This window comes from Sphingomonas qomolangmaensis, from assembly GCF_024496245.1.
In the GTDB taxonomy this organism is placed as follows: domain Bacteria; phylum Pseudomonadota; class Alphaproteobacteria; order Sphingomonadales; family Sphingomonadaceae; genus Sphingomonas; species Sphingomonas qomolangmaensis.
Window position 1 is genome coordinate 1515764 of sequence record NZ_CP101740.1, and the last position, 24093, is coordinate 1539856.

The window sequence follows — 24093 nt, forward strand, 5'->3', positions numbered from 1 at the left end:
CGTCAAGAGTTGGTGTGCGGGCGGGCGATTGAACGTTACGTAGCGAGGCCTGTGGTACAGCGTTCAGCGCTCAAAACCTGATAGTTTGCCGCTGCCAAAACGTGCTTGTTTCGCACTGGGCACCGCAAAATGATTGCTTATGGGGGCTAGGCTTCGCGTAATGACTGTTTATGGGAGTGGACATGGACTTCGGCGCGTGTGGTCCGATCTACCCTAGATCTGTGAAAACGTGAGCAAACATTACTCCTTGTGGGGAAAACGACACGTGCGATAATTCATCGGCGTCCGCCCTTGTCGCCCGCCCTGCCGAGTAGCCCCATATGCGTAAATATCATGATTTCCTGCTGCACTCGGCATCAGACCTCAACGCCTTTCTCGGCTGTGCACACGCGGCCGCGCTGAACCTGCGCAAGCTGCGCGATCCTGCGAGCCTCCCGGATCGGGCTACGGACGAGGAAGGGGCGAAGTTAATTCAGGACGCAGGGCACAAGCACGAGGCAGCCTATCTCGAGCATCTGAAGCAGTTGGGGGATGTGGCAGAGGTGACGGCCTCCGGCTCGCTCGAGCACCGCGCGACCGCGACTATGGTGGCGATGCGCGAGGGTTCCGAAATCGTCTATCAGGCAGCGTTTCTCGATCAGCCCTGGCATGGCTTCGTGGATTTTCTGCGCCGAGTCGAAACACCTTCCGCGTTAGGCTCGTGGAGCTACGAGGCGGTCGACACCAAGCTGGCCCGGGCGGCCAAGGCCAGTCATGTTCTTCAGCTGGGCCTGTATTCGGATCTGATCGCCGAGGTCCAGGGTGCCCGACCACAGGCGATGCACATCGTGCTGGGCGACGGAACGTGTGGCTGTTCGAGACCGCCGGCGAGTTACTATCGCTCCAGTCGACGACCGCGCGGCGTCGGCTCGACCCGCATATCTACGACTGGCCGGCGCACGATACGACCGATCCGATCGCCGATCTGCCCATTCTCGACTGGGAGTCCGGCAGCTGCGTGTCGGTGCGCGACGATGTCCTGACAGGGTTCGAGCATATCTGTCTGCGCGTCGCCCCGCGGCTGCAGAAGCGTCCACGTCACAGCGTGACTGGGCTGGACCTCGCAGCAGACGGCTATGCCGTCCGCTACCTCGACCTGGACGCGCCGGAACCGGGGCAGGAGCCGACCGAGCGTTTCAATATGGTGTTGCTCGCTGTGGGATTTGGCCTCGAACCCGATGAGCCGGTCCAGAACATCCAGAGCGCGAGTTATTGGTCCGACGCCGGCGTGCCCGTCGCCGAATTTCAGGGGCGCCCGACTCCGCGCTTCTTTGTCAGCGGTGCCGGCGATGGTGGCTTGATCGACCTCGTTGCTGCCGGGGCAACAAATTTCGATCACGCTGGCATGATCGGCATGATCGCAAATCATCCGGGAATCGACGAGCTTTCCGCCGTACTGGCAGCGATCGACATCGAGGCTCGCACCGCCGACGCGGCAGGCGCGCGGTACGATTTCATGGCGGCGTATGACGCGCAATTATTCGCTCGGCTCAACGCGATCGGGCTGGTCGCTGCCGTGACCCAACAACTGCGGCCCGGCGTCCGGCTGACATTGCAGACGCAGCGTGCCGAGATGTTCGAAGTCTCGACGTCGACCCTCAATCGTCTCGCCGCCTATCTGACTGTTAAGGCCTGCGATGCCGATGCACAGCGAAGCTTTCGTCATCTCCACTGCGACGCGGTGGTGCGAATCGATCCACCCGACCCCGCCCACGAGCCAGCGGCACCATTCTGGCTCGACTGCGCAGGCGAGATGGTCGCCGCCGATTCCGTGATTGTGCGTCGCGGTCCTTTGCGCGCCGCGGTACGCGGTCCCTTCGAGCCGCATCTGGCCGGCCATGATGACGTACATAAGGAGTGGCTAGCTCGTCACGGGAATGCGACGCTGATCCCGAAATTGTCGGGTCATGCTCGGACGCTGTTTCTGGAAGCGGCCCGCAAAGCCGGCATTCCGCTTGCGCCCAGATGGCAGCGGCACACCGAGCAACAACTGCCGATCTCGATTCAGGTCCGGCGTAGTGCCGACCGCTTGCGCTGGTCCGGGGCCATTGCGGCCGAAGAGCTCGTGCGCGCATGGAGCGATGATCAGGCGTTTGAGATCATCCTGCCCGACGGCCCCGATCAGTTCGGCGCGGCGGCCGGCGCGATCCTTCGGGTAGCGTGCCACAGCCGCGTCAGCCGACTGCATGCCACGCCAGCGTTGTGGACCCAACATGTCAGGGCGTTGAGCCTCGACTCCCTGCACGCCGAGGGTATGACGATGCCGACCATAACTGGCGGAAATCCCGGTGGTGCGGCACAAAATCCGGTCGAGGTCGCCCCTGATATCTTGGCGCGGCGAATTCATCGCGCGCTCGACGCTTGGCTTCTCGATAAACTCAACGCGCACCTTCAGCCCTTCTTTGCCAGCAACGCCGACCCTGGCCGGCCGGTCGGACTGACCGTTGCGAACGATCTCCGCGCCGCTATGGCGGCCACCTGGGTCGATTGGCGGGCGTCGTTCGCCGATGACCCCGGACTACTCAACCATTTCTTGCGGCTGATGATTTGCGCGGTCGAAGACGGTGATAATCGCGATGCCGCACAGGTGCTGGTTGGGCCGACCAAAAGGAAGGAGATCATTCGCGGCACAGCGGTGTCGCTGGCGATCGCGGCTGCCTGGCAAACCACCTCCCCCAAGGGCGCTGGCCCGGGCAACCTCATCCGCGAGCGTGACGGCGATAGTGCCTGGGCGGGTCACGGCTGTGCCGCTAACTTGATCAACGGGAACGACATGGCGCTGTGCGCAGCCTCCTATATGTGGCAGACTCAGTTCGTCATCCTGATCGTCAAGGGCATGATCGAAGTTGCACGCGGGGCTGAACGTGCCTTTGCCCAGATCGACTCCGATCAGCCGGCGTTGAGCGAAACGGATGGTGCGGGTCCGGTGATCATGTCGATCAACCGCGATTTCTCGGACGCGGTCGCGGCTGGCCTTGGCGCTCTTCGCGACCTGCTGGCGGCGGTCGAGGCGCGGCATTTTGAGGTGTTGAACAAGGCGATCGAGAAAGGCGGCGCAGCATGACCGACGGGGTGAAATTGTCTTCCAAACTGGTCGACTTCACAGACCGTCTGCGCAAGGCAGCGAGTGGAGTTGGTCTCACGGTTTCGGACCGGCCGCAATTGGCCAGCTCGACCTTCAACGGCGGCTCGACCAAATCGACCTTGCTCAGTCCAGCCGACTTGCCCGCCGAAAGCCATGCCGTCCGCATCGATCGCTTCAACATCGTCCTCGGCCTGTTGCCGGACATCGCAACCCTTGAAGCGGTGCGCGAGACTTTGCGGCGCTACCGCAACCAATGCGTCGTTGCGCGTTCCTATCTCGCCAGCAACGAAGCGCTTGACCTGCAGCTGATGTTGCTTGGTCCGCGTGCGAGCGAGCGGCAGGAAGCATGGCGAGCGCTCGCCCTCATGGTCGAGCGCGACGATCGCGTAGCCCGAAAACTGGCGTGGCTCCGTCCCGAGGATGACGACAGCGACGAGGCGAGCTTCGCCGACTTTCTCAAAAGAACGTTCCTCGCCCGCCCATGGGAAGTTGACAAGGATGATTTCGAGGACGCAGCGCTCGACGAATTGAGTGGCGGCGTGCCCAAACCGGGATTGCCGCGGACACTAGCCGAGGAATGGGAGCGGATCGCACTCGACGAGAAGAAGTCGCCGGATGACATCGTCATTGCGTTGGTGAAGGCCTGGGAACGGCGAGGTCAGGCATGAGCGATATTTTTCTGTCTCGCATCGGCACCCATGATTTCCGAACGTTCGGCGATTTCGAGATCGAGATACCGGCAGCGCCTGGCCTGGTGCTGCTCACCGGGACCAACGGTCTTGGAAAGAGCAGCTTTTTCGATGCGATCGAATGGGGTCTGACAAACACGATCCGGCGCTTCGAACCCTATGTCCAGAAGGGCAAGAAGAGGCTCGCCGAGAAGGACTATCTCACCCGTCGAGGCGCCGAGCCCGGTTCGCACCGTGTATCACTGACTTTTTCTGGCGAGGAACCGATCGTGCGCGCGGCAGGCACCGGCACGGCGACTGCCGACATTGTGGCTCGGCTCGCCCGGCCCGACCGTCGGGCGATCAATGATCTCGGCACCTATCTCGCCCTGACGCATTTCCTGGGACAGGCGGCGCAGCAACGGTTCACCAGTCGCGACCCGCGCGATCAGTGGCAGGCATTGAAGGGGCCGAGCGGCATCGATCGGCTGGAGCGAATTCGAGCTGGGCTGCGCGGGCGTCCGACGGTGACGGCATTCAACCGGCGTATAGAAACGCAGCAGACGGTGGTCACGACGCTCGAGCGACAGATTGCCGACTGGCAAGGCTGGCTGACGCGCCTCGAGCGGCTGCGTTCGGCCGCCCGCGCGACGGGCGCGCTGACGGCGGCCGAGGTCACCGAGCGGATCGACCAGCTGGAGACCGATCTGCCCGAGCTCATAACGGGACAGCCACTTGCGATCACCGGGGAGGATGTCGGGCGACGGCTCGCAGCCCTGGGCGACCGGATCGGCGACGCGCTCCGCTTGATGGGCGAGCGCAAGGCAGGGCTCGAGGCTTTGGCGCCGCTCGCCGTGCAATATGCGATCAGCCAGGCGGAGAGCCGCCTCGATACGCCGGCACTCGTTCGATTGCGTGGCGAGGTTAGCGATGCGCAAGCGCGGCTCGGCCGGGCATTGCCGCTCGTCAGCACGGCAAATAACGCCGTGACCGCACAGCAGGCGGCGATCGCGACGATCGGCCACAATATTCAGGTGCTTGAGGCGGGCAGCACTGATCTCGCGCGCCGTCAGCAGCTCCTTGCGCTCATCGCCACCGACGCGGCGGATCGCGCGGCGCTGGTCGAGGCGATCGCGGCGAATCGGGCAACTATCCAGATAGCCGACGGCACGATCGGCAATCACGCAGAGGCGGCGGCGGAGGTGGCGCGCCTGCGCAGCCTCGCGGCATCCGCCCGGGCGCTCGACGAAGCGATGGCGGATTATCTGAATCTGGAAGCGGAGTCCGCAAAAGCTTCGGCAGCGCTGGCGCAAGGCCGCGAGGTTGCCGGGCCTGTGACCGTCCAGATTGTCGCGCTCGAGACTCAATTGGCTGGGGTCGACCGCCGCATCGGCGATGCCGAGCGTGACCGTGCGGAGGCCGATCGGCATGCCACGGCTATCAGCGCGGCGCTGTCGCAGCTTGCTAGTCATCTTCACGCGAACGACACGGACTGCCCGGTCTGCAACACATCATTTGCGCCTGGCGTGCTTAAGGCGCTTGCCGATGCCGCCGCGGTCGGGAGCGACGGTCGGCTCGCGCAGGCGGACGAAGTGGTTGAAGCACTGCGGGCAAACCGCAGTGACCTGACTAGCAAGATCGACGCGCTGAAGGCGCAGGTCGCAGTTGTCGACGAGCTCGTTCGCGCAGCCGATACGACAGCTCGTGCAGCGAGCGATGCACGGGAGGCGGTTGCCCTCTCGCTCGACGTGCCTGCCTACAGTGATCTCGCGCCGCTCGCCGCACGACGACGGAGCGATGCGGAGACCGCGCTGGCAACGGCGGAGGCGGCGCTCGATCTGATGGCCGCAAATGCCGCAGCGGCGAGCGAACAGCGCTCGGCGGCAGCCAACCGCCTCGACGAACTTATCGTGCGCGAAAGCCAGCTCGGCGCGCGCGTCGCGCAGTTCGAGAGTGAGGATGCCGCCTGCGCGGACCGGATTTCCGCGCGCAACCTGTCGAATGCGACCTTGGCCGATATCGAGGCACGGCTGACATCGGTACGCGGCGAGGCCGAAGCGGCGCGAGCGCGCCTCTCCGAGCTGGTCGAGGCGGCCAGCGCTACGGTGGCGGCGTCGCAGCGCGAACAGGCGGCGGTCGACACCGGGAAAGCGGCGCTCGCGGCGACGGAAGCGACGCGTGCGACTGCCGAACAGGGCGCGCGTCAAATTCAGCTGCGCTGGACACAGGCGGGGCTACCGGGCATTCCTAGCCAGGCGGGCTATGATGAAGGGGTAGCGGCAGTCGATGCGACGCTCGTCGGCCTGCGCTCGCTTGCCGAGCGGCAGCTGATACTGGCGCGCGACAATGAAGACGCATTGCTGCAGACCGAAATCGACGAGATCGTGTCCGCGTTGCGCCTGGCGGGTGGCGAAGAAAGTGCCGGCGACCCTACGGCTCACCTGGCCAACCTCAAGTCGAAGCTCGCCTCTGCCAAAGCCACAGTCAAGCTAACGACCGCGGCGCGTAATGCCGTCAAACGCTATTCAGAAGATCTGCAGGCGCAGGCCAACGACTTTTCTACACGTGTGCTCGACCCGCTCAACACGGTGATCGACGATTTCAACGAAGCGATGCTGAGCACTCCGGGCGAGAGCATCCAGTTCAGAGCCGATACCCGTGTAGACGCGACGACGTTCGGGATGGCGCTGCGCTACCGCGAGAAGGTCGAAAACGCGATCGAGGCGGTAAAGGATCTGCCGCCGCAGGTAGTGCTGAGCGAAGGTCAGCTCGCGGCCAATGGTTTCAGCATCCTTTGTGCGGCGAGCACCGCCTACCCCTGGTCGCGGTGGCGCGCGCTGCTGCTCGACGACCCGCTCCAGCATAATGACATCATCCACACCGCGGCGTTCGTCGATGTGATGCGCAATATGGTGGAAATGAACGGCTACCAGCTGATCATGTCGAGCCATGATCGCGGTGAAAGCGACTTCATCGCTCGCAAATTCGACGCGGCCGGGCTACCCTGTACGACGGTGTTGCTGACGGCACCGTCCGACAAGGGAGTCGTGTGGGTCGAACCCGAGCAAAATCCAGCCGCAAACCGTATATTGCGTCGAGATGCCGCCGCGCAAAGCGCAAGTAACGGCTGATTTTCATATGGTGACCTGAAGCTTAGCGGCCAGCATTCACCTCACCGCATTGTAGTCATTAACAGTGACGCTTCCGCCTGAACGGATAATCGTTGAGATCATGTGTCGGCTAGCCACCTCGCGAGTGGCAGCCTTCAGGGTCGTTGGAGTCGGAACTAAACGACCGATGTTAGTGCGCGTAGCTGTCGTCGAGGCGGCGACGAAGGGGGGGTCTGCTTTTGCCAGGTGCCATGGAGCGCCCGAAAGTCCACTTTTGGGTCGTGATGCCGCATGGCTGCCGTTCGGCTTTGCGCCCAATCTCAGTCGCTCGAAACCGACTAGAACTTTCCCGCAAGCTGCCGTTCGTTCGGAAGCCGAGAAGGCGGGCGATCCTCACTCCGCCGGTAGCGGCTATGCCGGGTGGTCGACTACGGCCTGTCGCCAGCGATCGAGACTGGCCCCCGGCAACAACGCCTCGACCGGAGCGAGTTCGAAATGGGCGCTTTCGCCCGCACGGCGGAAGTCATGCGCTTGGATGCCGGTCCAGAATAATGCGAGCGCCCGGTCCGCAGTGAACAGTGCCACACGCTCGTTGGGAAACAGCGCGAACAGGTTGATCAATATCTCTAGTGATCTCAGATCCGCGAGCGCGTTATAGGCGTCGCCGGCGCTGTAATCGGATCGGAACTTGAGCAATTTCTTCGCCGGGCTGCCGGAATTCGGCACGGCCACCGCACTCAGCGCGGCGAGCACGACGAGCGAGTTGCGCGGCACCTGGTACCGGTCCGCGGCCTCCAGCAGCTTTTGCCACCGAGTATCAAGCAAGGCCCGGCTGGTCGGCGAAACGAGAGCCGGCGCGATATCAATGAGAAACACCTGCTTGCGGGCAAGTCCGCGACGCGTGTCCTCGATCAGCCCCAGCGCGCCGGCAATGCTTTGGTCGCCGATCGCGAGCGTGGCTTTGGGTAGCGCCTTGCCGATCAGTGCGGCCGCTTCCTCGAGCTGGGCCGCGAGCAGCGCGGGGCAGGGTTGCCGCGGCCATTGCCTTCCATGGCGAAGAGCAGCGGATTGATGCGGACGTCGACGTCGGCAAGCATGTCGAGAAAATCGCGCTCTTCCGCGACCACCGTGCCGCCCTCGTAGCGAGCCCTGATCTGCGAGACGGCGTTGCGGTCGAGAAGCACGGTTACCCCGGGCCGACTCACGGCAAGCCCGGAGGGCAACCAGCCGCCACGCGCAGACTCACCGTCATCGAGGACAAGACGCTCTCCAGGGTGGCATGGCCCTTGGCGATCTTGTCGATATCGACGCCGGGAATGTCGGTTTCGAGCACCCTTGCGTTATGTCAGTCGAGCGGGACCGTAACCGGCACATGCAGGCGGGCCTCGGCCAGTTGCCGGTAGCCGAGCGGCGGCAGGAACTCGATCCCGACGAAGCTGATCGACCGCGCGGGCTGGCCATCCTGTCCCTCAAGCTCCGTGAGCTTGATAACCCAGTCGCCGACCCCGGCGATGCGGGTCAGCCGCTGCTCGGTTGTCTCGGGCACTCGGTCCTGCCAGATACGAGCCTAACCCTCGGCTCGGTTGGCGCGTAATGCGCGCCGGCAGGCGTTGGAACGACACTATGTTCGGGCGAAGGGAAGCAGTTCATTGACCGGCTGCTCCCGCATCACCTGCTCCGCCGTCATTCAGGCGCGCCAGATACCTGTCGACGAGAAAGGCACGTGGCTCGACCGTGGCGCTGCCGCCAACAAAGGCCTTAGCCCATGCCTCCAGCTCGGTGACGAATCGCGCTTCGTCGGTGGCGTAATGGGCGAACGCGCTGAATCCCATGTAGTCGAGGATGAGGAGCGGCTCGCCGCGCGCGTGCGCTGCCCGCATCAGGTCGGCAACGCTCTCCGCCTGCGACGGAAAAATCTCCTTCACGATAGCGACGCTGATCAGCGGCCGCCCGGCGCGATGCAAATCGATATCCTCGCGGAGGACGGTGAGCAGGATGGGGTCGGCGGTCCCGGCATAGTTCAGCGCGCCCTTACCCTGCGCCACCGCCTCGGCGATCTGGCTCTGGGACTTGCGCAATTTGCGATCGATGGTCCGCGCGAGGCTCTCGGCCGTATTCGGGCTGTCCTTGGCTTGGATCAGCAGGATGGCGCTTCCGGTCGCGGCGACGACATCGACGAACTCCTTGTCCGATCCGCGCTTGAACGGATTGAGAATGATCTGCTGGGGCGCCATGAAGCGCCGTAGCGCCTCGGCAATATCCCTTTCCTGGAAATAGCCGGGTCGCCGCGAGTCGCGCTCCAGCATCGAGATCGCATAGCCGTCCGAACCGACATAGTTGTGCACGCCTTCGCGCACGTCGAGGATCGCGAGATCCTCGGGCCAGAGCGGCTCGGCGAAGCGGACGCGAATCGCGCGGGCATCGTCCTCGGAGGTGCGATGTCCGAACCAATGTTGCAGCCAATAGAGAATGTCGGTCCCGCTGGCGTGGCTTTGCGGAGGCAGACGCAGTTCCTCCTGCGTCTGCAGATGGCTGCCGGGATCTTCGACCGTGCAGCGATACGCCATCCGGTCGCGGCCGAGATCGTCAACGAAATAGACATCGATTTCGGGCGCCAGCATCATTCCGACCAAGGCGAGCGAGGTATCGTCGTCACCGAACAGCGGTGTGCGGACGACAAGCGGCTCGTCGGCATCGTCGAAGAAAGCAGAGACGAAGCCGAAGGACAGGCCATCTTTCGCTCCAAACGGCACCACATAGACCGCGAAACCACGATGTTGGCGGATCGCGAGCAGGGCCTCCTTGGAGAGCTTCACCGCCAGCGACAATCTGCCATTCGGGTAGATTGGTACGAGGCCGCCGGGCAATACGCGCAACGCGGCGGAAATCTGCGGGAAGTCGATCGCCAGCATCAGCTGACGCCTTGCCTGGCGCAAGCGACCTTGAGCTTCGGCGGTGCCCAGGCCGGCCGAAAGTTTACCGCCATCAACGCCGTGCCGCCATGCTTGGGTCCGGCACGATTGGCCCTGCCGATCATCCTTTCCCCCTGGCGACGGTGCCGCGCATCCAGTCCATGAATTTTCCGAAATCTCGGTTCTGCGACATAAGCCGTTCGATATCGGCGTTGCGGGCGACGCGGCGGGCGGCTTTCATTTTGCTGCCCGTGGGCGGCACAAGATTGATATAATCGACATCGCAGGCGTTCTCGAGAACGTCCTCCAGGCTCGGTGTCAGGACAAGTAAATGCCCTCCCATCGTGGAAAGCGTGTCGTGTACCTCCGCGAGGCGCTCCATTGGCATGTCGCTCTCGATGACTGCAGCGAGCCCTGGCACGCCGGCGGCATGGAGCTGTCGCAAAAGGCTCGCCACGTTGAGCTGTCCGCCAGCTGGCCAGACGCGGGTCGCCGCGGCGATACCGGCATCGACGCGGCCAAACAGGATCTGCAATGCTTCTTGGTCTGCGGCGCCCTCGACGATGATATTGGCGAGACCCGTCCTGAACGATGCCGCGTTTCCGACTGGTACCGATGTTGCCTTGGCTGCTGCCGCCGCCGCGTCGGGCCCGGCGCTGAGCGGCAGAAACGGCTGGCCCTCCTCGGCCGCGTAGCGCAGCTTCTCTCGTAAGGCGGCGATGAACGTCAGATGGCCTTGGGCAACGAGTTGGAAGTCGCTGCCATTGAACAGGATCAGGTTGATCTCCTTGCCGAACTTGAGCGCGTCGACGGCGTCCGGCGAGAAGCCGGACATCGAGACAAACACGCCGATGGTGCCGACGAGCTTGCCATCGACCTTGCCCTTGAAGGCATAGAAGTCGGACGCCGGAACCGGCTCGGCCTTCCATTTCGCCTCAAGCAGGAAGGTTCGTTCCGCGAACAGGAACGACCCGTCGATTTCCTCTCCGCTGGGGCGAATATGAGTTTTGGGTTCCAACCCTTCGGCCAACAGGATACGGGAGATGATCCGCTCGAGCGCAAAACCACGGCGCTGGTACCAGCCCTTTGGAACCGGATCGGGAGGTGTCAGCCAGTATTCAAAGCTGTCCTTGTCGTGCACGTCGCGTTCTGGCCCTTGTTCCCGTCCGAGCCTAAGCGCGTCGCCTCGCGAAAAACAGGGGAATCGCGCTGGCGCGCTCAAGTATTATGCCGCCCGCGTCTATGTCTCACCTACGGAGTGGCCTTACTAAAAACGCAGGCTCCCCAACGGCCCAGTTCCAGAAATCCGTTAGCTTCACATCTGATGTCCGCTTCACGCGACTTTCAAACGAAAGCCGCAAGTCCGCTGACGGCCCAGTTCCAGTCGGAAAGCACATTGACGGATGACCGGTTTCGGGGCGTGACCAACCCAGCTTGAGTGACGGCAAATGGGTCTTTGCTGACGCCAGAGGACGGCTCGATGGCCCCCAAAGGGTGGTCGTAGTCTGCGCCGAGTCAGGCTCGCGTCCCATGTTTTTACGCTTAGCATGTCGAAAGCGCACAACGGATACGACGGTGACCGATCAAGATTCAAAGAAGCACCGCCGAGTGCTGCAGGCGTTGCACGCTGTGCCAATGCACTGTAACAAGAGACTGCGCAGACGGTATCTGCGCGCCAGTAATATCAAGCACTTAGCCGGCGTTATATTTGGCTGGGGCCCCTGCCGCCCCAGCCAGCTTTTCACCGCATTTCTGCGCGCGAGCGCCCCGGGGCGTGGCCTCGCCGCCCCCCCCGCCGCGATTAGTCCGTGATCGCCACCACGTTATCGTCCGAGTTGCGATCGACATATTTGTTGTACGGATCGACGCCGGCAAAGGTCGGGCGGCGCGCGGTGACGATGCGAATCTGCTGCTGCCCGCTGCGGACCGGGCGGCGTTCGATCGACACGACGTTGGGCGCTGCGAAATCGCCCACGCCGGGGCGTGCGGTGAACACGCCGATCTCGATCATGTCGTTCAGCGGCGCTTGTTTCTCGACGCCCTTGCCATCGGCATAGGCCTTGCCCGCTGCGACGGTCAGCGTCGTTTCGAACCGCCCGCCGGCGATCGGGCGAACCGTCGCTGCGGTGGTCTTGAGATCGTAGATGGTGATTCGTTCGAGCAGGTCGGCGACCAGCTGCCGCTCGGCATCGTTGCGCGCGAGCCCCCGAAAGCCTTCGACCAGATCGGTCGATCGCGCATAGGGCGCACCCTTGAAGCGATAGCGGTCGAGCAACGCCGCGAGCATTGCGTTGACGCGGTCTTCGCCCAGCCGGTCCTGCAGCAGGTACATCGCCAGCGAACCCTTGCGGTAATGGATATACCCCTGGTTCTCGACCCGATTGAGCGGCAGCTCCTCGATCGCCTCGCTGCCGCGTGAACGCAGGTAATTGTCGAGTTCGTATTTCAGGAAGCGGCGGATGCGGTCGTCGCCATACATGTCCTTCATCACCATCAGCGCGCCATATTGTGCCAGCGTCTCGACCAGCATCGTGCCGCCCTGCATGTCGGCACTGATCAATTGGTGCGCCCAATATTGATGCGCCAGCTCGTGCGCGGTGACATAGGTCACATAGTCGATCGCCTTGGGATCGCGGGTATCGGCGATGAAGCCGATCTTTTCCGAATAGGGAATGGTGCCGGCAAACGCCTGCGCGAACGTGGCATAGCCCGGAAATTCGATGACCCGCGCATAATCGAACTGATAGGGGCCGAACGCGCGTTCGAAATAGCCGAGCGACCGCTGCATCGCCGCCAGCATCCGCGGGACGTTATAGGCATGGCCGGGGTGGTGATAGACGCTGAGCGCCACATCGCCCGCGCGTGCGGTCGCCTCGGCATAGCGTGCCGACTGGACCGAGAAAAAGGCGAGGATCGGTGCGGTCGACACGAAGCGCGCGGTGCGGCGGCCACCGGCGGTGGTGTCCGACACGCGGCGGCCGGGCGCGATCGGCACCTGATCGGCGCTGGTCGACAGCGTGATGTCGCTCATGACCCAGCTGGCATTGGCGATATAGTTGCGCCGCGTTGCCGACATATCTTCGAGCTTGGCCATGCGCTGCTCGGCGGGCAGCCCGTATTTGCGCCGCTCGGCGCGGTCGGTGAGCAAGCCGAAACGCTGCATCCCGATCTGCGGCGCGAATTCGGTGTTGTTGAGGAAGCTGCCATTGGCAACGAGCCGGGTGTCATCGCCATTAGCGCGAAGCCCGCGCTGTTCGCGCATCGTGGTGAAGTCGAGCACGGTGCGCGCCCCTGGCGCGAGCGGGGTATCGAAGCGGTAGATGCGGTATTGGTTCTTCGCGTCGTCGGTCGCCAGCCGGGCGCCGGGCACGCCGATACCGGTAATCCGCATCGAAGGATCGGCGGCACGGACGTGCAGCGTCTCGAGCGGCGCACCGGTGTCGTTGATCAGCCAGAAGCGGCCGCGTGCCTCCATGCGGCGACGCTCGGGATAGAGATCGACCTTGATGCGCATCGCCGTCGCCGATGGCTGGCGCACGGTCTCGTAGCGCAGATAGCGTTTCTCATAGTCGGCGAGCTTGGCGTTGTTGTCGTCGCGGGTGCGATAGTCGTTGAGGACGTTCATGTTCCAGTACAGGAACCCGCCGGTCGCGCCGAAGACCAGCAACGCGGCGGCGATGATCGCGCCGGGTGCGCCCCTGAGCCGGGCGGGCAGCCGCGCCAGCCGTGCCTTGAGCCGCGTCTCGGTACCGCGCCGCCACAGCAAATGCGCCAGCACCGCCAGAATGACGGCAAAAGCGCCCCAATAGAGCCGCAACCACCACCCCGCCGGCCCGCCAACCTGATCGCCGTTCATGTCCGAAAGCTGCGGCGTGCCGGTGCTGCCGTACAGATATAGCGGGTGTTCGAAGCCGATGTTCGACAAGGTGATCGTTGCGACGAGATAGACGACCATCAGCGCCCACCCGACATATTTGTTGGGGCTGAGCGCCTGGAGGAACACCGCCAGCACCGCGATCAACAGCATGTCGATCGATAGCGGGACCAGATACCAGCCGAGATATTGGCCAAGCTCGATGCTGGCGCCGCCGCGGATCACCTGGACCAGGATCGCCGCGACGACCGATACCGCGAGCGTCGCGAACAACACGATCGCCACCGCGAGCGTTTTGGGCACCATATACGCCCAATTGGGCAAGGCGGTGGCATCGACGATCTCGTGCATCCGGCGATCGCGATCGCGCCATACGACTTCGCCCGCATAATAGATCGCGATGACGATCGGGATGATCGCGAAGCTGCCGAACAGCACTTCGAGGATCGCGAAGGTCAGCGGCCGGCCGGGGGTGCCATAGGCCTGGTTGGCGCCGAGCAGGCCGCCCACCGCATTGGCGAGACCGATCGCCAGCAGCACGAAAAAGGCGGGGCTCTTGAGCACCTGCCCGATCTCGAACCGGCACCGCGCAAGAAGCTGGGTGCCGCGGGCGGCCTCGGGATTCGTCGCGGGCAGCTTGGCCACGATCGCCGGCGGCTGCGCTGCGAGCTTGGCCTCGCGCTTGGCCTGCCGCCGCATCCGACGCTTCGACATGCCGCGTTCGGCAAAGCTGAACCGAGCATAGGCCAGCAGCAGCGCGAGCCCCGCGACGCCGAACGCCAGGCAGCGATTAACGAGCAATGCGCCCTCGATCGGGGGTATCATCGTATTGGATTCGGCCGCGGTCCAATATCGCGCGGTCACGCCGAACGCGCCGATGCCGAAGGGTTCGAAATAGGCGACGGTGTCGCGCCATTCGGGACGCGCCTGGATCACGCCGATCAGCACGAAATAGCCGACGAGGAAGACGATCACCCCCAGATAGCTGTACACCATCGACCGCGTCAGCGTCGCCACGGCAAAGAAGATCGCCGCGGTCAGCACCACATTGGGCAGCGCCAACACGAAATAGGCGAAGGCGTAATACCGCAGCCGGTTCGGCCCCAGCGTCTCGGCATCGAGCCAGGGCATCAGCGAACCGAGCCAGATCGCGAGTGGCACCGCGGCAAAGGCGATCGCGGCGGCGCCGAGCGCGCCCGCGAAGCGGCCGATCAGATAGTCGAACTTCACCACCCGCGTCGATCGCACCATCGGCCCGAAGCCGCTTTCGTCGTCGCGCACGATCACGTTGGCGACGAACGCGGTGGTCACGAACATGAAGAAGATCGACAGGATCAGATGCGTCTGCGCGATCGCAAAGGGCGAATTGACATGGACGTTGCCGCCGCTGCCGATCTGGATCTGGTCGATCGTCGTCGCGCCGAAGGTCAGCAGGAAGAACAGGATAGCGACGACCCAGAAGACGGGGCTGCCGAGCTGGTAGCGAAGCTCGAAGGCGGCGATGCGGGCGAACATGCGCTGCGCTCCCCGCTCAGGCGGCTTGCGCGGGCAAGGGCGTGCGGCGGCTGTGCGCGAGCGTCGAGAAATAGACGTCCTCGAGCCCGCCGTCGACGCTGGTGAAGCCGTCGCCGGGATCTGCTGGCGCCAGGATATGGATCACCGTCCGGCCGGCGAACAGCCGGGTCGAGATCACCTCATAGCGCTCGCGATAGGCGTCGAGCTGGTCGCGCGCGATCGTCTTTGCCCAGATGTTGCCGCGGGTTTGCGCGATCAGATCGTGCGGCGCGCCTTCACGCTGGATCCGCCCGCCCGCCAGGATCGCCATGCGCGGGCACAGATCGGCGACGTCCTCGACGATGTGCGTCGACAGGATGATGACGACATTCTCGCCGATCTCGGCAAGCAGGTTGAGGAAGCGGTTGCGCTCCTCGGGGTCGAGCCCGGCGGTCGGCTCGTCGACGATGATCAGCTCGGGATTGCCGATCAGCGCCTGCGCGATCCCGAAGCGCTGGCGCATCCCGCCCGAAAAGCCCGCGATCGCCTTCTTGCGCACCGACCATAAATTGGTCTGGTTGAGCAATGTCTCGACCGTCGCCTTGCGATCGGCGGCCGAGGCGACGCCCTTGAGCACCGCCATGTGATCCAGCATGTCATAGGCCGATACGCGCGGATACACCCCGAAATCCTGCGGCAGATAGCCGAGCGTGCGGCGCAGTCGTTCGGGCTGGGCGATCACGTCGATGTCGCCGAAGCTGATCGTACCCTCGGTCGGCGTCTGGAGCGTGGCGATGGTGCGCATCAGCGTCGATTTGCCCGCGCCATTGGGGCCTAGCAGCCCGTACATCCCCTTGGGGATCGACAGGCTGACGCCGTCGAGCGCGCGCGTGCCATTGGCATAGACATGGCTGATGTTGTTGAGTTCGAGCATCTTACCCCCCGGTCAGAGGCGAAGCCTAACACGGTGTATTGCAGGGGCAAAGCACTATAAACGAATAGCCGACGATAGCCTCGGTGGGCAGGTCAGCGCTGCTTCTTGGTGATGGTAGCGGTGAAATCAGGGTCCTTTTTCGCGACCCAATCGACGAACTTGCGGACATTGGGGTTCGCCAGCAGCCCTTCGACGTCCATCCCGTGCCGCTGCAGCTCGGAATTGGTGAAGTTGGCGGTCAGCGTCTGCTGGCAGATGCCGTGCATCGGCACGACGTCGCGCCCGCCCCGGCTCTTGGGGACCGGATGATGCCAGACGATCGTCTTGCCGGTCGGCCGGCCGCACAGCCAGCATACTACCGACGCCGCTGGTGCCTCGTCCTCGCGGTCGGCATCGCCATAGGGATCATGCTTCGAATGTTTGCGCGCCATGGTCGATCTGGTTCCTGAAAGCTGGTTGCGCCCCTATCGCAGCAAGCGCCGCCTTACCACCGCCGCATGACGCGCGATCAGCCGGTACCGGGCGTATCGCCCAGCCGTTGCTCGGTCAGCACCTGCCAAGCCGCGATGAACAACCCCGCGGCGAGCGGGCCGACGACGATGCCGCTCAAGCCGACCAGATTGATCCCGCCGAGCGTGGTCACCAGCACCAGCCAATCGGGGATGCCGGTGTCGCGCCCCACCAGGATCGGGCGCAGGATATTGTCGGCGAGCCCGATCACCAGCACCCCCGACAGGATCACGATCGCCGCCTGCCAGATCGCGCCGGTCGCCAGCAGATAGATGCCGACCGGCGCCCAGATCAGCGCGGGGCCGATCGCGGGCAGCAGCGCGGCGATCGCCATCAGCACCCCCCACAGCAACGCCGCGGGCAGCCCTACCACCCAGAAGGTGGCCGCGCCGATCGCGCCTTGCACCAGCGCGACGATCCCCGAGCCCTTGATCGTCGCGCGCACCACCGCGACGAACTTGTCGGCCAGCCGCTCGGCGACCGACCGCTCGAGCGGCATCGCGCGGACGATCGCCGGCCCGATGTCGTCGCCGTCGCGCAGCAGGAAGAAGGTGATGTACAGCCCGACGCCGAAGGCGAGCAGGAAGCCCGCCGCATTGGCGCCGATCGACAGCGCGCGGGTGGCGAGCATGCTCGCGCTGCTGCCGACCGCGCGGGCAAGGCTCGCCTGCGCCTGCTCGAGGCTGTTGAAGCCCGAATTGTCGACCAGCCGCTGCAGCCGAAGCGGCAGCGCGTCGTGGACCTGCTCGAAATACAGCCCGAAATTGATCTGCCCCGACAGCATCTGGCTATACACCCCCGCGGCCTGGTCGACGACTAGGCTGGCGATGACGATGGCGGGGATGACGACCGCGACGGTGATGATCAGGATCGTCAGCGCCGCGGCGGTATTGCGCCGATCGGGAAAGCGCGCGAGCAGCCGGTGGAACAGCGGCTGGAACAGGATCGCCGCCAGCGTCGCCCACAGCAACGCGCCGATAAAGTCCGCCACCACCAGCAGCAGCGCCAGCGTGACCAGCACGACCAGCGCGATCAGGCCGCCATTCTCAACGCGTTCACGATTCACCGCCATCGGGGAGCTTGCCTTGCGCTAGTTGATGCTTTGCATGCGCCAACTGCGGCGGACACGCACGTCCGAATTCGGAACGACGTCGTCCAAACCCCTACCTGGCGCTTTTGGTCCGCGCCGCGGGAGCGCCCGGATCAGCGACCCTCGAACCGCTGCCCCGACCCGATCCGCGCGGCGATGATCGCGGCAATGCCCGCCGCCGCGGCCGCAGCCCACAGCGCGCCCATTCCGGCAACGGCATAGCTCGCCGCGCCCGCAACGCCGCCTGCAAGCAACCCCGCCCATAGCAGCAGATACGGCGCCCATCCGAAGCGATCGCCGCCCCCGAGCGCGATCGCGATATGCTGGCCCAGCTTCACCAGCGTTCCCGTCATATAGGTGAGCCCGATATGGATGTCGGCGCCCTCGGCGAACACCGCATTCTCGGCCCCCATCGCCAGCGCCATCGCAACCGCGGCGGCGCCATGATAGCCCCACGCCGCGAGCAACGCCGCCAGCCCGAGTAGCGCCGCCACCAACGCCAGGACCGCCGATCGCCGCGCGGTGCCGAAACGCCGCCCCACCAGCGATCCGAACACGACCCCCGCAACGAAGCTCAGGATTAGCCCGCCGGCGACCACCGCGTCGCCGCCGCGCTCGCTCAACCCGACCCCGATCCGCGTGGTGTTCCCGCTCATGAACGAGACGAAGAAGCCGCCCAGGTGGACGAAGCCGACCGCGTCGACAAACCCCGCCAGCGCCGACAGCGAAGCGGCCAGCAACCTGATGCGCATGTCGTATCGGACCATCGGCAGGGCTTAGCACGAAGCGGTGGGTCGGCGTTCGATATCCTCGGACGAGCCACGGCTAAACCGACGGAGAATTATCGCTTCGTGCCGAACGCCTGCATCGCGTCGAGCGTTTCCTGGCTCAGGTGATGTTCGAGCCCCTCGGCGTCCATCTCGGCGATTTCGCTCGATACGCCCAGCCGCAGCAGGAAGCCGACGACGATGTCGTGCCGCGCCTTCGATCGTGCCGCCAGCGCGCGCCCCTCATCCGTCAGGAAGATCGAGCGGTAGGGGCGCATCTCGACCAGACTGTCGCGCTTGAGCCGGGTCAGCGTGTTCGCCACCGTCGCGGGGGTGACGCCCAGCCGTTCGGCGAGGTCGGTGGCCCGCGCCTCACCGGTTTCGGCGATCAGATCGGCGATCAGCTCGACATAATCCTCCTGCGTTTCGGTGCGGTGCGCCGAGCGCAGGCGCGCGAAGCGGCGCGCATGTTCCTGGGGTTCGGGCAAGGTCACGGCGGGCAGCTCCTGTACGTCGCCGCACCCTTGCCATGGCAATGCCGACATTCCAAATATTAGCCCTAGCTAATCTTGATCGCGCGCGCATATAGGCTGGGCGACCGGAGACGCCCTGCATGACCGACGACGCGATCGAGCCCGAGGCCAGCCCCGCCAAGCCGCGCGGCTGGCGTACGCAATCGGGCGACAGCCTGCCCGAGGTGTTCCGCAGCATCCCGATCCCGCGCGATGCGCGCTTCTGGACCAAGATGGGCGCGTTTTCCGGCCCCGGCTATCTGGTCGCGGTCGGATACATGGACCCCGGCAACTGGGCGACCGGCCTCGCGGGGGGATCGCAGTTCGGCTATACATTGCTGTCGGTCGTGCTGCTGTCGAACGTGATGGCGATCCTGTTGCAGGCGCTTGCCGCAAAGCTCGGCATCGTCACCGGCCGCGACCTGGCGCAGGCCTGCCGCGACCATTATAGCCGCCCGGTGGGGTTCATGCTGTGGGTGGCGTGCGAGCTGGCGATCATCGCCTGCGACCTGGCCGAGGTGATCGGCACCGCGATCGCGCTGCAATTGCTGTTCGGCATCCCGCTGGTCTGGGGCGTCGTCATCACCGCGTTCGACGTGCTGCTGATCCTGCTGCTGCAGCAACGCGGCTTCCGCAAGCTCGAGGCGTTCGTGATCGCGCTGCTGATCGTGATCGGCGTGTGCTTCGCAGTCGAGCTCGCGCTGGCGCAGCCCGCGATCGGCGACGTGCTGCGCGGCTACATCCCCACCACGCAGGTCGTGACCAACCCGGCGATGCTGTACGTCGCGATCGGCATCCTCGGCGCGACGGTGATGCCGCATAACCTGTATCTGCATTCGTCGATCGTCCAGACGCGCGCGTTCGAGCGCGACGAGCGGGGCAAGCGCGAGGCGATCAAATACGCGACGCTCGACAGCACGATCGCGCTGATGCTGGCGCTGCTGATCAATTCGGCGATCCTGATCCTGGCCGCCGCGACCTTCCACACCGCAGGACGCACCGACGTCGCCGAGATCGGCGATGCGTATCAGTTGCTCGCACCGATGCTGGGGGTGGGCGTCGCCAGCACGCTCTTCGCGGTCGCGCTGCTGGCGTCGGGGCAGAATTCGACGATCACCGCGACGCTCGCCGGACAGATCGTGATGGAGGGATTCCTGCGAATCCGCCTGCCCGCATGGCAGCGGCGGCTGATCACCCGGCTGCTGGCGATCATCCCCGCGGTGACCGTCGCGGCGCTGTATGGCGACAGCGGCACCGCGCAATTGCTGGTGTTCAGCCAAGTGGTGCTGTCGATGCAATTGCCCTTCGCGGTGATCCCGCTGGTCGCCTTCACCAGCGATCGCGCCAAGATGGGCGGCTTCGCCAACCGCCCCGCGCTCAAATGGGCGGCGTGGATTGTCGCGGCGGTGATCGTGACCCTCAACGTGAAGCTGCTGATCGATTTCGCGGCGATGATCTGAAGCAAAACGCTTTCGCCTGTTAGCGTTACCGCGCTATGCTTCTTGCCATAATCGCCGTCGGGCGAAGGGCGGAGGGGACGAATATGCGGGTTCATCGGGCATTCGCGGCGCTGCTGGCGCTTGGCACACCGGCGCTGGCGCAGGATTCGCAGCAGCAGGCGCGCGCGATTGCGGGCGAGCCCGTCGCCGCGCCGCAGCGGCTGACGCTCGCCGACCTGCCCGAGCCGACGGGCAAGCCGATCGCGCTGTTTGACGGGCGCAGCCTAGACGGGTGGACGGCGTGGCTGGGCTATGCCGATCCCGCGATCACCTATCAGGCCAAGCCCGGCGCGACGCCGATCGGCACCTCCCGCGACACCAAAAGCGATTTCGCGGTGCGCGAGATCGACGGGGCGCCGGCGATCTGGGTGAAGGGCGAGACCTGGGGCAGCCTGGTCCACCGCGCGGACCTGCGCGACTATCACCTGCGGCTGGAGTTCAAATGGGGGGCCAAGACCTTCGCGCCGCGCGAAACGCTGCCGCGCAACAACGGCCTGCTCTATCACACGCATGGCGCGCCCGGCGAAGTGTTCGGCACCTGGCGGCCATCATCGGAGTTCGAGATCATGACCGGATCGACCGGCATGATCGTCGCGGTGGGCGGCAAGCTGCGCGGGCGCACCAATGTGAGTTTCGATCCGACGCTGATCGCGCCGCATCTGCGCTACCGCGCGGGCGGCACCGAGATCGACATCGTCAATGGCACCCCGACCTGGAATGTCGAGGCGGCGACCGACGCCGAGCGCCCGGTGGGCGAGTGGAACACGCTCGACCTGTACGTGGTGGGCGACCGCGCGGTGCATGTCGTCAACGGCGTGCCGGTGGCGCAGGTCCGCGACCTGGCGACGATCGCCCCCGACGGCACCCGCGTGCCGCTGACGCATGGCCAGATCCAGTTGCAGTCCGAAGGGGCCGAGACGTGGTTCCGGGGGATCACGGTGGAGCCGATCAAGACGCTGCCGCGGGTTGTGGTGGGGGAGTGATGGGGGGGGCGACAGACGACTTTAAATTTACCTACAGGACTGACTTGGCAGAATAAGGCAGTTGCTTAGGCATCAGGAACCAAGGGGTTCGATCAGGTAGCAGTAATGCTGCAAACACAGCGATCAGGCCCTCGCCTTTGATAGGGGTGGGCGCAGATTGCCAAACTGCTTCCAATTCGCTCACCGTAAAAATGTCTGTGCCAATGCGGTATCCTGCATTCACACCGCCCCTTATCGTGTCGTCGCCGAATTCTTCATATGCTGCAGGAAGGAAGGCATTGAGGTCCGTGCCATCAAACTGAATCAGCCAAGGATCGAACGCGTCTTCCAAGCCAAATAGCGCAGCCCCTCGCAACAATATGGTCAAAAGCTCCGTAGGCCGAGCCAGTGACGGCCGAACTTGATCAGCGACCCCCGTTTGGCGGGCAATAAGAAATCGAAGAATTTCCTTCGGGTCGATGCTCGGCGATGCAAAGAGACCCTTATAACGAATCGCAGAATTGAAGAGAGTTCCCAAGAGCATCTCGGCCTCAGCGGTAGCACCACCTTGAAAAGCGGCTGAAAGTGCACACACTAAGGGAGCGGCTTGGGCATCACTGATCGCCACGACAGATGACGGAAGCTGTTCCAAAATCGCGTTAATGTATCGCCGAAGCAAATCGCAATCCGCAACTTCGTCGTTCTCGCTTCGGATATGATAGACCATTGCAGCCCACCCCAAGAGGCGCGTGAGACGTAACGGGAGTAAAAAGAGGTCTGGAATACCCCCAGCTCGCGTGAGAAGCGCGTAGCGGTCCGCGCAAACTGCGATGGTTGCTTCGGCCACCACCCGCTCCGCCTCGTTCGCAGCCTCAGTGGCCAAGCTTTTTATTGAAGCCGCAACTGCAGCCTCACCGGCATGGCGTAGGGCCGCAACAATGATTGAGGCGGTGACATCTAAGGTGCGAAGGCGATCCAGTGAGCTATCGGCTTTTAGCTTTCCCGCAGCGTTGAGCCTCTCCAACAGTTGGGCGCGACTGTTGCCTGTCGGAAGCGTCGCTAACACTCGGCCCAAGCCGTCGATAACCTCACGCGGCGACCATTCCGCGTTGTCGAGGCGGTCCCATATGCGCCATAGGTCTGACATCGCAGCTTCCACCGCTACTTGAGTGTCAGAATCGAGCCAATCGCCTAATGTAGCTCTCAGCGGGCCGCCTCCTCCTCCGAAAGATGGGTTGCGACAAAACCGTCTCGGCCCAAATAGGTTGAGCCCCCAAAGGACAGGCGACTGCTCTCCTGCTGCTGCTAAAACTTCAGCTACACGTGTGCCGATCTCCAGCAAATCTAACGTAGGCCGATTGTCTGAAACGAACGTTTTACCTTCAATGCAGTTTAGGAATGCGAAAGTGCCAATACCGGCATCATCAACCTCCATGGCCGACTGATCGCGCGCCGCCATTGCCAAAACAGTAACGCCCGGAGTGTTTTTTGCGCCAAGGTCTTCGGGTCGCAGCAACGCCCTAATATCACCCGATACGCCCCCGGCTTGACACGCATCGACAATAAGGTTGGTTTGAAGGGGAGCTGCTTCAGCAATAATAGAAAGCAGCTCGCTCGCCGACAACGCAGTGGCAGATAATAACCGCGACGATGCGTCGCGCGGTAGCAGGTAAAATGTGCCAGCCTTTACACCGCCATGACCAGCGAAAAATACAGTCAGCGTTTCTATCTGTTCTGGCCAGTCTAACACCTCTCGAATCGCTACGCGTACCTCTGATAGGGTGGGAGATATTAGCAAGCGTGACCATAAGGGGTCATAATCTCCGACTTCCGGCATCATAAGCATGTTAAAAACGCGGCAGGCGTCTCCCTCCGCACCTGATAACAGGTTTTCCTCGTCGTACTGGTCACACCCTATAGCGATTAAGCATCGCCGGTTCACGGTCGAAAAGCCTTAAATCGCTGAAGTCGCTCCTGCTCCTTAGCAATAGCTGATGCCTTTTTTCCTTCGATCAACGCTTCCGCTTTGGCCTGATACTCCGGGGATTGGCTTTGCAATTCAGTGAGAATGCGCTGACCCATATTGGGCGCCACATAAATCGAGGGCATAGAAATATCACCGTCTGGACCAACACCGAACTCTATCTTTTCAAGCATTTCCATAAAGGCATCCGGCAAAGGACGGTTGCCCCCCTGGACAGTGTTTCCACTTTCTTCGCAGACGCGAGATACGGATTGGAAAACGTGTTGTATCTGTTGTTCAGCCATACTTCCAGCAACACCAAGGATTGTCTTGGGTATGATAGTGAGATCGTGGTCGGCGATATCCTGCCAAGCAATGGCCCACTCGTCTTGAATGGTGACCATTTCTTCAGGTGCGCGTTCCGGTACGGCGGGCGAACTCCAGCCTCTCCCATGCATAAAACGGCGTACGTTTTCTTCGGGAACGATCTCGTTCATTCGTGTTTGTGTGATCGCTCCAATCACCGCAACCATGGCAGCCTGCACGGCCTGACGTTCCTTAACATAGTCGCCGAATTCTCGCGGCCGGTCAGCTGTCTGTAGATCGGCTGCGGTCGCAAAGTTTTGGTCGCTGTCATTGCTCATGGCCATCAGTGTAAACCCTTTTTAACCGAT

At 63.6% G+C, this 24093-nt stretch carries 20 protein-coding genes; 6 read left to right on the forward strand and 14 right to left on the reverse strand.

The window, feature by feature from the left end; translation table 11 throughout:
* Positions 1-320 precede the first annotated feature (320 nt).
* From NMP03_RS16170 to NMP03_RS07210, 4 genes are all read left to right on the forward strand, one after another.
* Complete coding sequence (locus tag NMP03_RS16170) at positions 321-1022, forward strand: hypothetical protein (RefSeq protein ID WP_319937631.1); 702 nt, start codon at positions 321-323, stop codon at positions 1020-1022.
* Positions 1023-1792: 770 nt separating this feature from the next.
* Positions 1793-3103 carry an ABC-three component system protein gene (locus NMP03_RS16175; RefSeq protein WP_319937635.1) on the forward strand — a complete coding sequence of 437 codons (1311 nt, stop codon included), beginning with the start codon at positions 1793-1795 and terminating at the stop codon, positions 3101-3103.
* On the forward strand, positions 3100-3792 hold the full coding sequence (locus NMP03_RS07205) for an ABC-three component system middle component 1 (RefSeq protein ID WP_256507805.1): 693 nt from the start codon (positions 3100-3102) through the stop codon (positions 3790-3792). The genes NMP03_RS16175 and NMP03_RS07205 overlap by 4 nt, the downstream gene beginning before the upstream one ends.
* Positions 3789-6923: an AAA family ATPase gene (locus NMP03_RS07210; protein ID WP_256507806.1), complete on the forward strand. Its 3135-nt coding sequence runs from the start codon at positions 3789-3791 to the stop codon at positions 6921-6923. Before NMP03_RS07205 ends, NMP03_RS07210 begins: the two co-directional genes overlap by 4 nt.
* A gap of 390 nt (positions 6924-7313) precedes the next feature.
* Here NMP03_RS07210 and NMP03_RS07215 read toward each other — a convergent pair whose 3' ends face one another.
* From NMP03_RS07215 to mntR, 12 genes are all read right to left on the reverse strand, one after another.
* Positions 7314-7778, reverse strand: coding sequence for a hypothetical protein (locus NMP03_RS07215; protein ID WP_256507807.1), 465 nt, complete (start codon positions 7776-7778; stop codon positions 7314-7316).
* A gap of 104 nt (positions 7779-7882) precedes the next feature.
* The gene (locus tag NMP03_RS07220; protein ID WP_256507808.1) at positions 7883-8086 is read right to left on the reverse strand and encodes a hypothetical protein; all 204 of its coding nucleotides are present in this window, start codon (positions 8084-8086) and stop codon (positions 7883-7885) included.
* Positions 8087-8103: 17 nt separating this feature from the next.
* Positions 8104-8235: a hypothetical protein gene (locus NMP03_RS07225; protein ID WP_256507809.1), complete on the reverse strand. Its 132-nt coding sequence runs from the start codon at positions 8233-8235 to the stop codon at positions 8104-8106.
* A gap of 12 nt (positions 8236-8247) precedes the next feature.
* Positions 8248-8448 (reverse strand): hypothetical protein, encoded by a 201-nt coding sequence (locus NMP03_RS07230; RefSeq protein WP_256507810.1) that lies wholly within the window; start codon positions 8446-8448, stop codon positions 8248-8250.
* A gap of 100 nt (positions 8449-8548) precedes the next feature.
* Positions 8549-9814 (reverse strand): hypothetical protein, encoded by a 1266-nt coding sequence (locus NMP03_RS07235; RefSeq protein ID WP_256507811.1) that lies wholly within the window; start codon positions 9812-9814, stop codon positions 8549-8551.
* A gap of 121 nt (positions 9815-9935) precedes the next feature.
* A complete protein-coding gene (locus NMP03_RS07240) occupies positions 9936-10955 on the reverse strand; it encodes a restriction endonuclease (RefSeq protein ID WP_256507812.1) in 1020 nt (339 codons plus the stop codon).
* A 660-nt stretch (positions 10956-11615) separates the two neighbouring features.
* Positions 11616-15203: an ABC transporter permease/M1 family aminopeptidase gene (locus NMP03_RS07245; protein ID WP_256507813.1), complete on the reverse strand. Its 3588-nt coding sequence runs from the start codon at positions 15201-15203 to the stop codon at positions 11616-11618.
* A 16-nt stretch (positions 15204-15219) separates the two neighbouring features.
* On the reverse strand, positions 15220-16116 hold the full coding sequence (locus NMP03_RS07250) for an ABC transporter ATP-binding protein (protein ID WP_256507814.1): 897 nt from the start codon (positions 16114-16116) through the stop codon (positions 15220-15222).
* Positions 16117-16208: 92 nt separating this feature from the next.
* Entirely contained in the window at positions 16209-16547 is a 339-nt protein-coding gene (locus NMP03_RS07255; RefSeq protein WP_256507815.1) for a hypothetical protein, read from the reverse strand.
* Between the two features lie 77 nt (positions 16548-16624).
* Positions 16625-17698 carry an AI-2E family transporter gene (locus NMP03_RS07260; RefSeq protein ID WP_256507816.1) on the reverse strand — a complete coding sequence of 358 codons (1074 nt, stop codon included), beginning with the start codon at positions 17696-17698 and terminating at the stop codon, positions 16625-16627.
* A gap of 131 nt (positions 17699-17829) precedes the next feature.
* Positions 17830-18483, reverse strand: a complete 654-nt coding sequence (locus NMP03_RS07265) for a DUF1275 family protein (RefSeq protein WP_256507817.1) — start codon at positions 18481-18483, stop codon at positions 17830-17832.
* A 74-nt stretch (positions 18484-18557) separates the two neighbouring features.
* The gene (mntR, locus tag NMP03_RS07270; protein ID WP_256507818.1) at positions 18558-19028 is read right to left on the reverse strand and encodes a manganese-binding transcriptional regulator MntR; all 471 of its coding nucleotides are present in this window, start codon (positions 19026-19028) and stop codon (positions 18558-18560) included.
* A 68-nt stretch (positions 19029-19096) separates the two neighbouring features.
* Between mntR and NMP03_RS07275 the strand changes: the two genes are divergently transcribed.
* Together NMP03_RS07275 and NMP03_RS07280 are read left to right on the forward strand one after the other, a co-directional pair.
* Positions 19097-20455, forward strand: coding sequence for an Nramp family divalent metal transporter (locus NMP03_RS07275; RefSeq protein ID WP_256507819.1), 1359 nt, complete (start codon positions 19097-19099; stop codon positions 20453-20455).
* A gap of 83 nt (positions 20456-20538) precedes the next feature.
* Positions 20539-21477: a 3-keto-disaccharide hydrolase gene (locus NMP03_RS07280; RefSeq protein ID WP_256507820.1), complete on the forward strand. Its 939-nt coding sequence runs from the start codon at positions 20539-20541 to the stop codon at positions 21475-21477.
* Positions 21478-21508: 31 nt separating this feature from the next.
* On the opposite strand, the gene NMP03_RS07285 is transcribed toward NMP03_RS07280, so the two are convergent.
* Complete coding sequence (locus NMP03_RS07285; RefSeq protein WP_256507821.1) at positions 21509-23206, reverse strand: hypothetical protein; 1698 nt, start codon at positions 23204-23206, stop codon at positions 21509-21511.
* A 188-nt stretch (positions 23207-23394) separates the two neighbouring features.
* Positions 23395-24069: a hypothetical protein gene (locus NMP03_RS07290; RefSeq protein ID WP_256507822.1), complete on the reverse strand. Its 675-nt coding sequence runs from the start codon at positions 24067-24069 to the stop codon at positions 23395-23397.
* Between the last annotated feature and the right edge of the window lie 24 nt (positions 24070-24093).

Excerpts from the sequence above, each read along its gene's own strand:
- NMP03_RS16170 (WP_319937631.1), top strand. The coding sequence starts at position 321 with ATGCGTAAATATCATGATTTCCTGCTGCACTCGGCATCAGACCTCAAC.
- NMP03_RS16175 (WP_319937635.1), top strand. The coding sequence starts at position 1,793 with ATGGTCGCCGCCGATTCCGTGATTGTGCGTCGCGGTCCTTTGCGCGCC.
- NMP03_RS07205 (WP_256507805.1), top strand. The coding sequence starts at position 3,100 with ATGACCGACGGGGTGAAATTGTCTTCCAAACTGGTCGACTTCACAGAC.
- NMP03_RS07210 (WP_256507806.1), top strand. The coding sequence starts at position 3,789 with ATGAGCGATATTTTTCTGTCTCGCATCGGCACCCATGATTTCCGAACG.
- NMP03_RS07235 (WP_256507811.1), bottom strand. The coding sequence starts at position 9,814 with ATGCTGGCGATCGACTTCCCGCAGATTTCCGCCGCGTTGCGCGTATTG.
- NMP03_RS07245 (WP_256507813.1), bottom strand. The coding sequence starts at position 15,203 with ATGTTCGCCCGCATCGCCGCCTTCGAGCTTCGCTACCAGCTCGGCAGC.
- NMP03_RS07250 (WP_256507814.1), bottom strand. The coding sequence starts at position 16,116 with ATGCTCGAACTCAACAACATCAGCCATGTCTATGCCAATGGCACGCGC.
- NMP03_RS07255 (WP_256507815.1), bottom strand. The coding sequence starts at position 16,547 with ATGGCGCGCAAACATTCGAAGCATGATCCCTATGGCGATGCCGACCGC.
- NMP03_RS07260 (WP_256507816.1), bottom strand. The coding sequence starts at position 17,698 with ATGGCGGTGAATCGTGAACGCGTTGAGAATGGCGGCCTGATCGCGCTG.
- NMP03_RS07265 (WP_256507817.1), bottom strand. The coding sequence starts at position 18,483 with ATGGTCCGATACGACATGCGCATCAGGTTGCTGGCCGCTTCGCTGTCG.
- mntR (WP_256507818.1), bottom strand. The coding sequence starts at position 19,028 with ATGTCGGCATTGCCATGGCAAGGGTGCGGCGACGTACAGGAGCTGCCC.
- NMP03_RS07275 (WP_256507819.1), top strand. The coding sequence starts at position 19,097 with ATGACCGACGACGCGATCGAGCCCGAGGCCAGCCCCGCCAAGCCGCGC.
- NMP03_RS07280 (WP_256507820.1), top strand. The coding sequence starts at position 20,539 with ATGCGGGTTCATCGGGCATTCGCGGCGCTGCTGGCGCTTGGCACACCG.
- NMP03_RS07290 (WP_256507822.1), bottom strand. The coding sequence starts at position 24,069 with ATGGCCATGAGCAATGACAGCGACCAAAACTTTGCGACCGCAGCCGAT.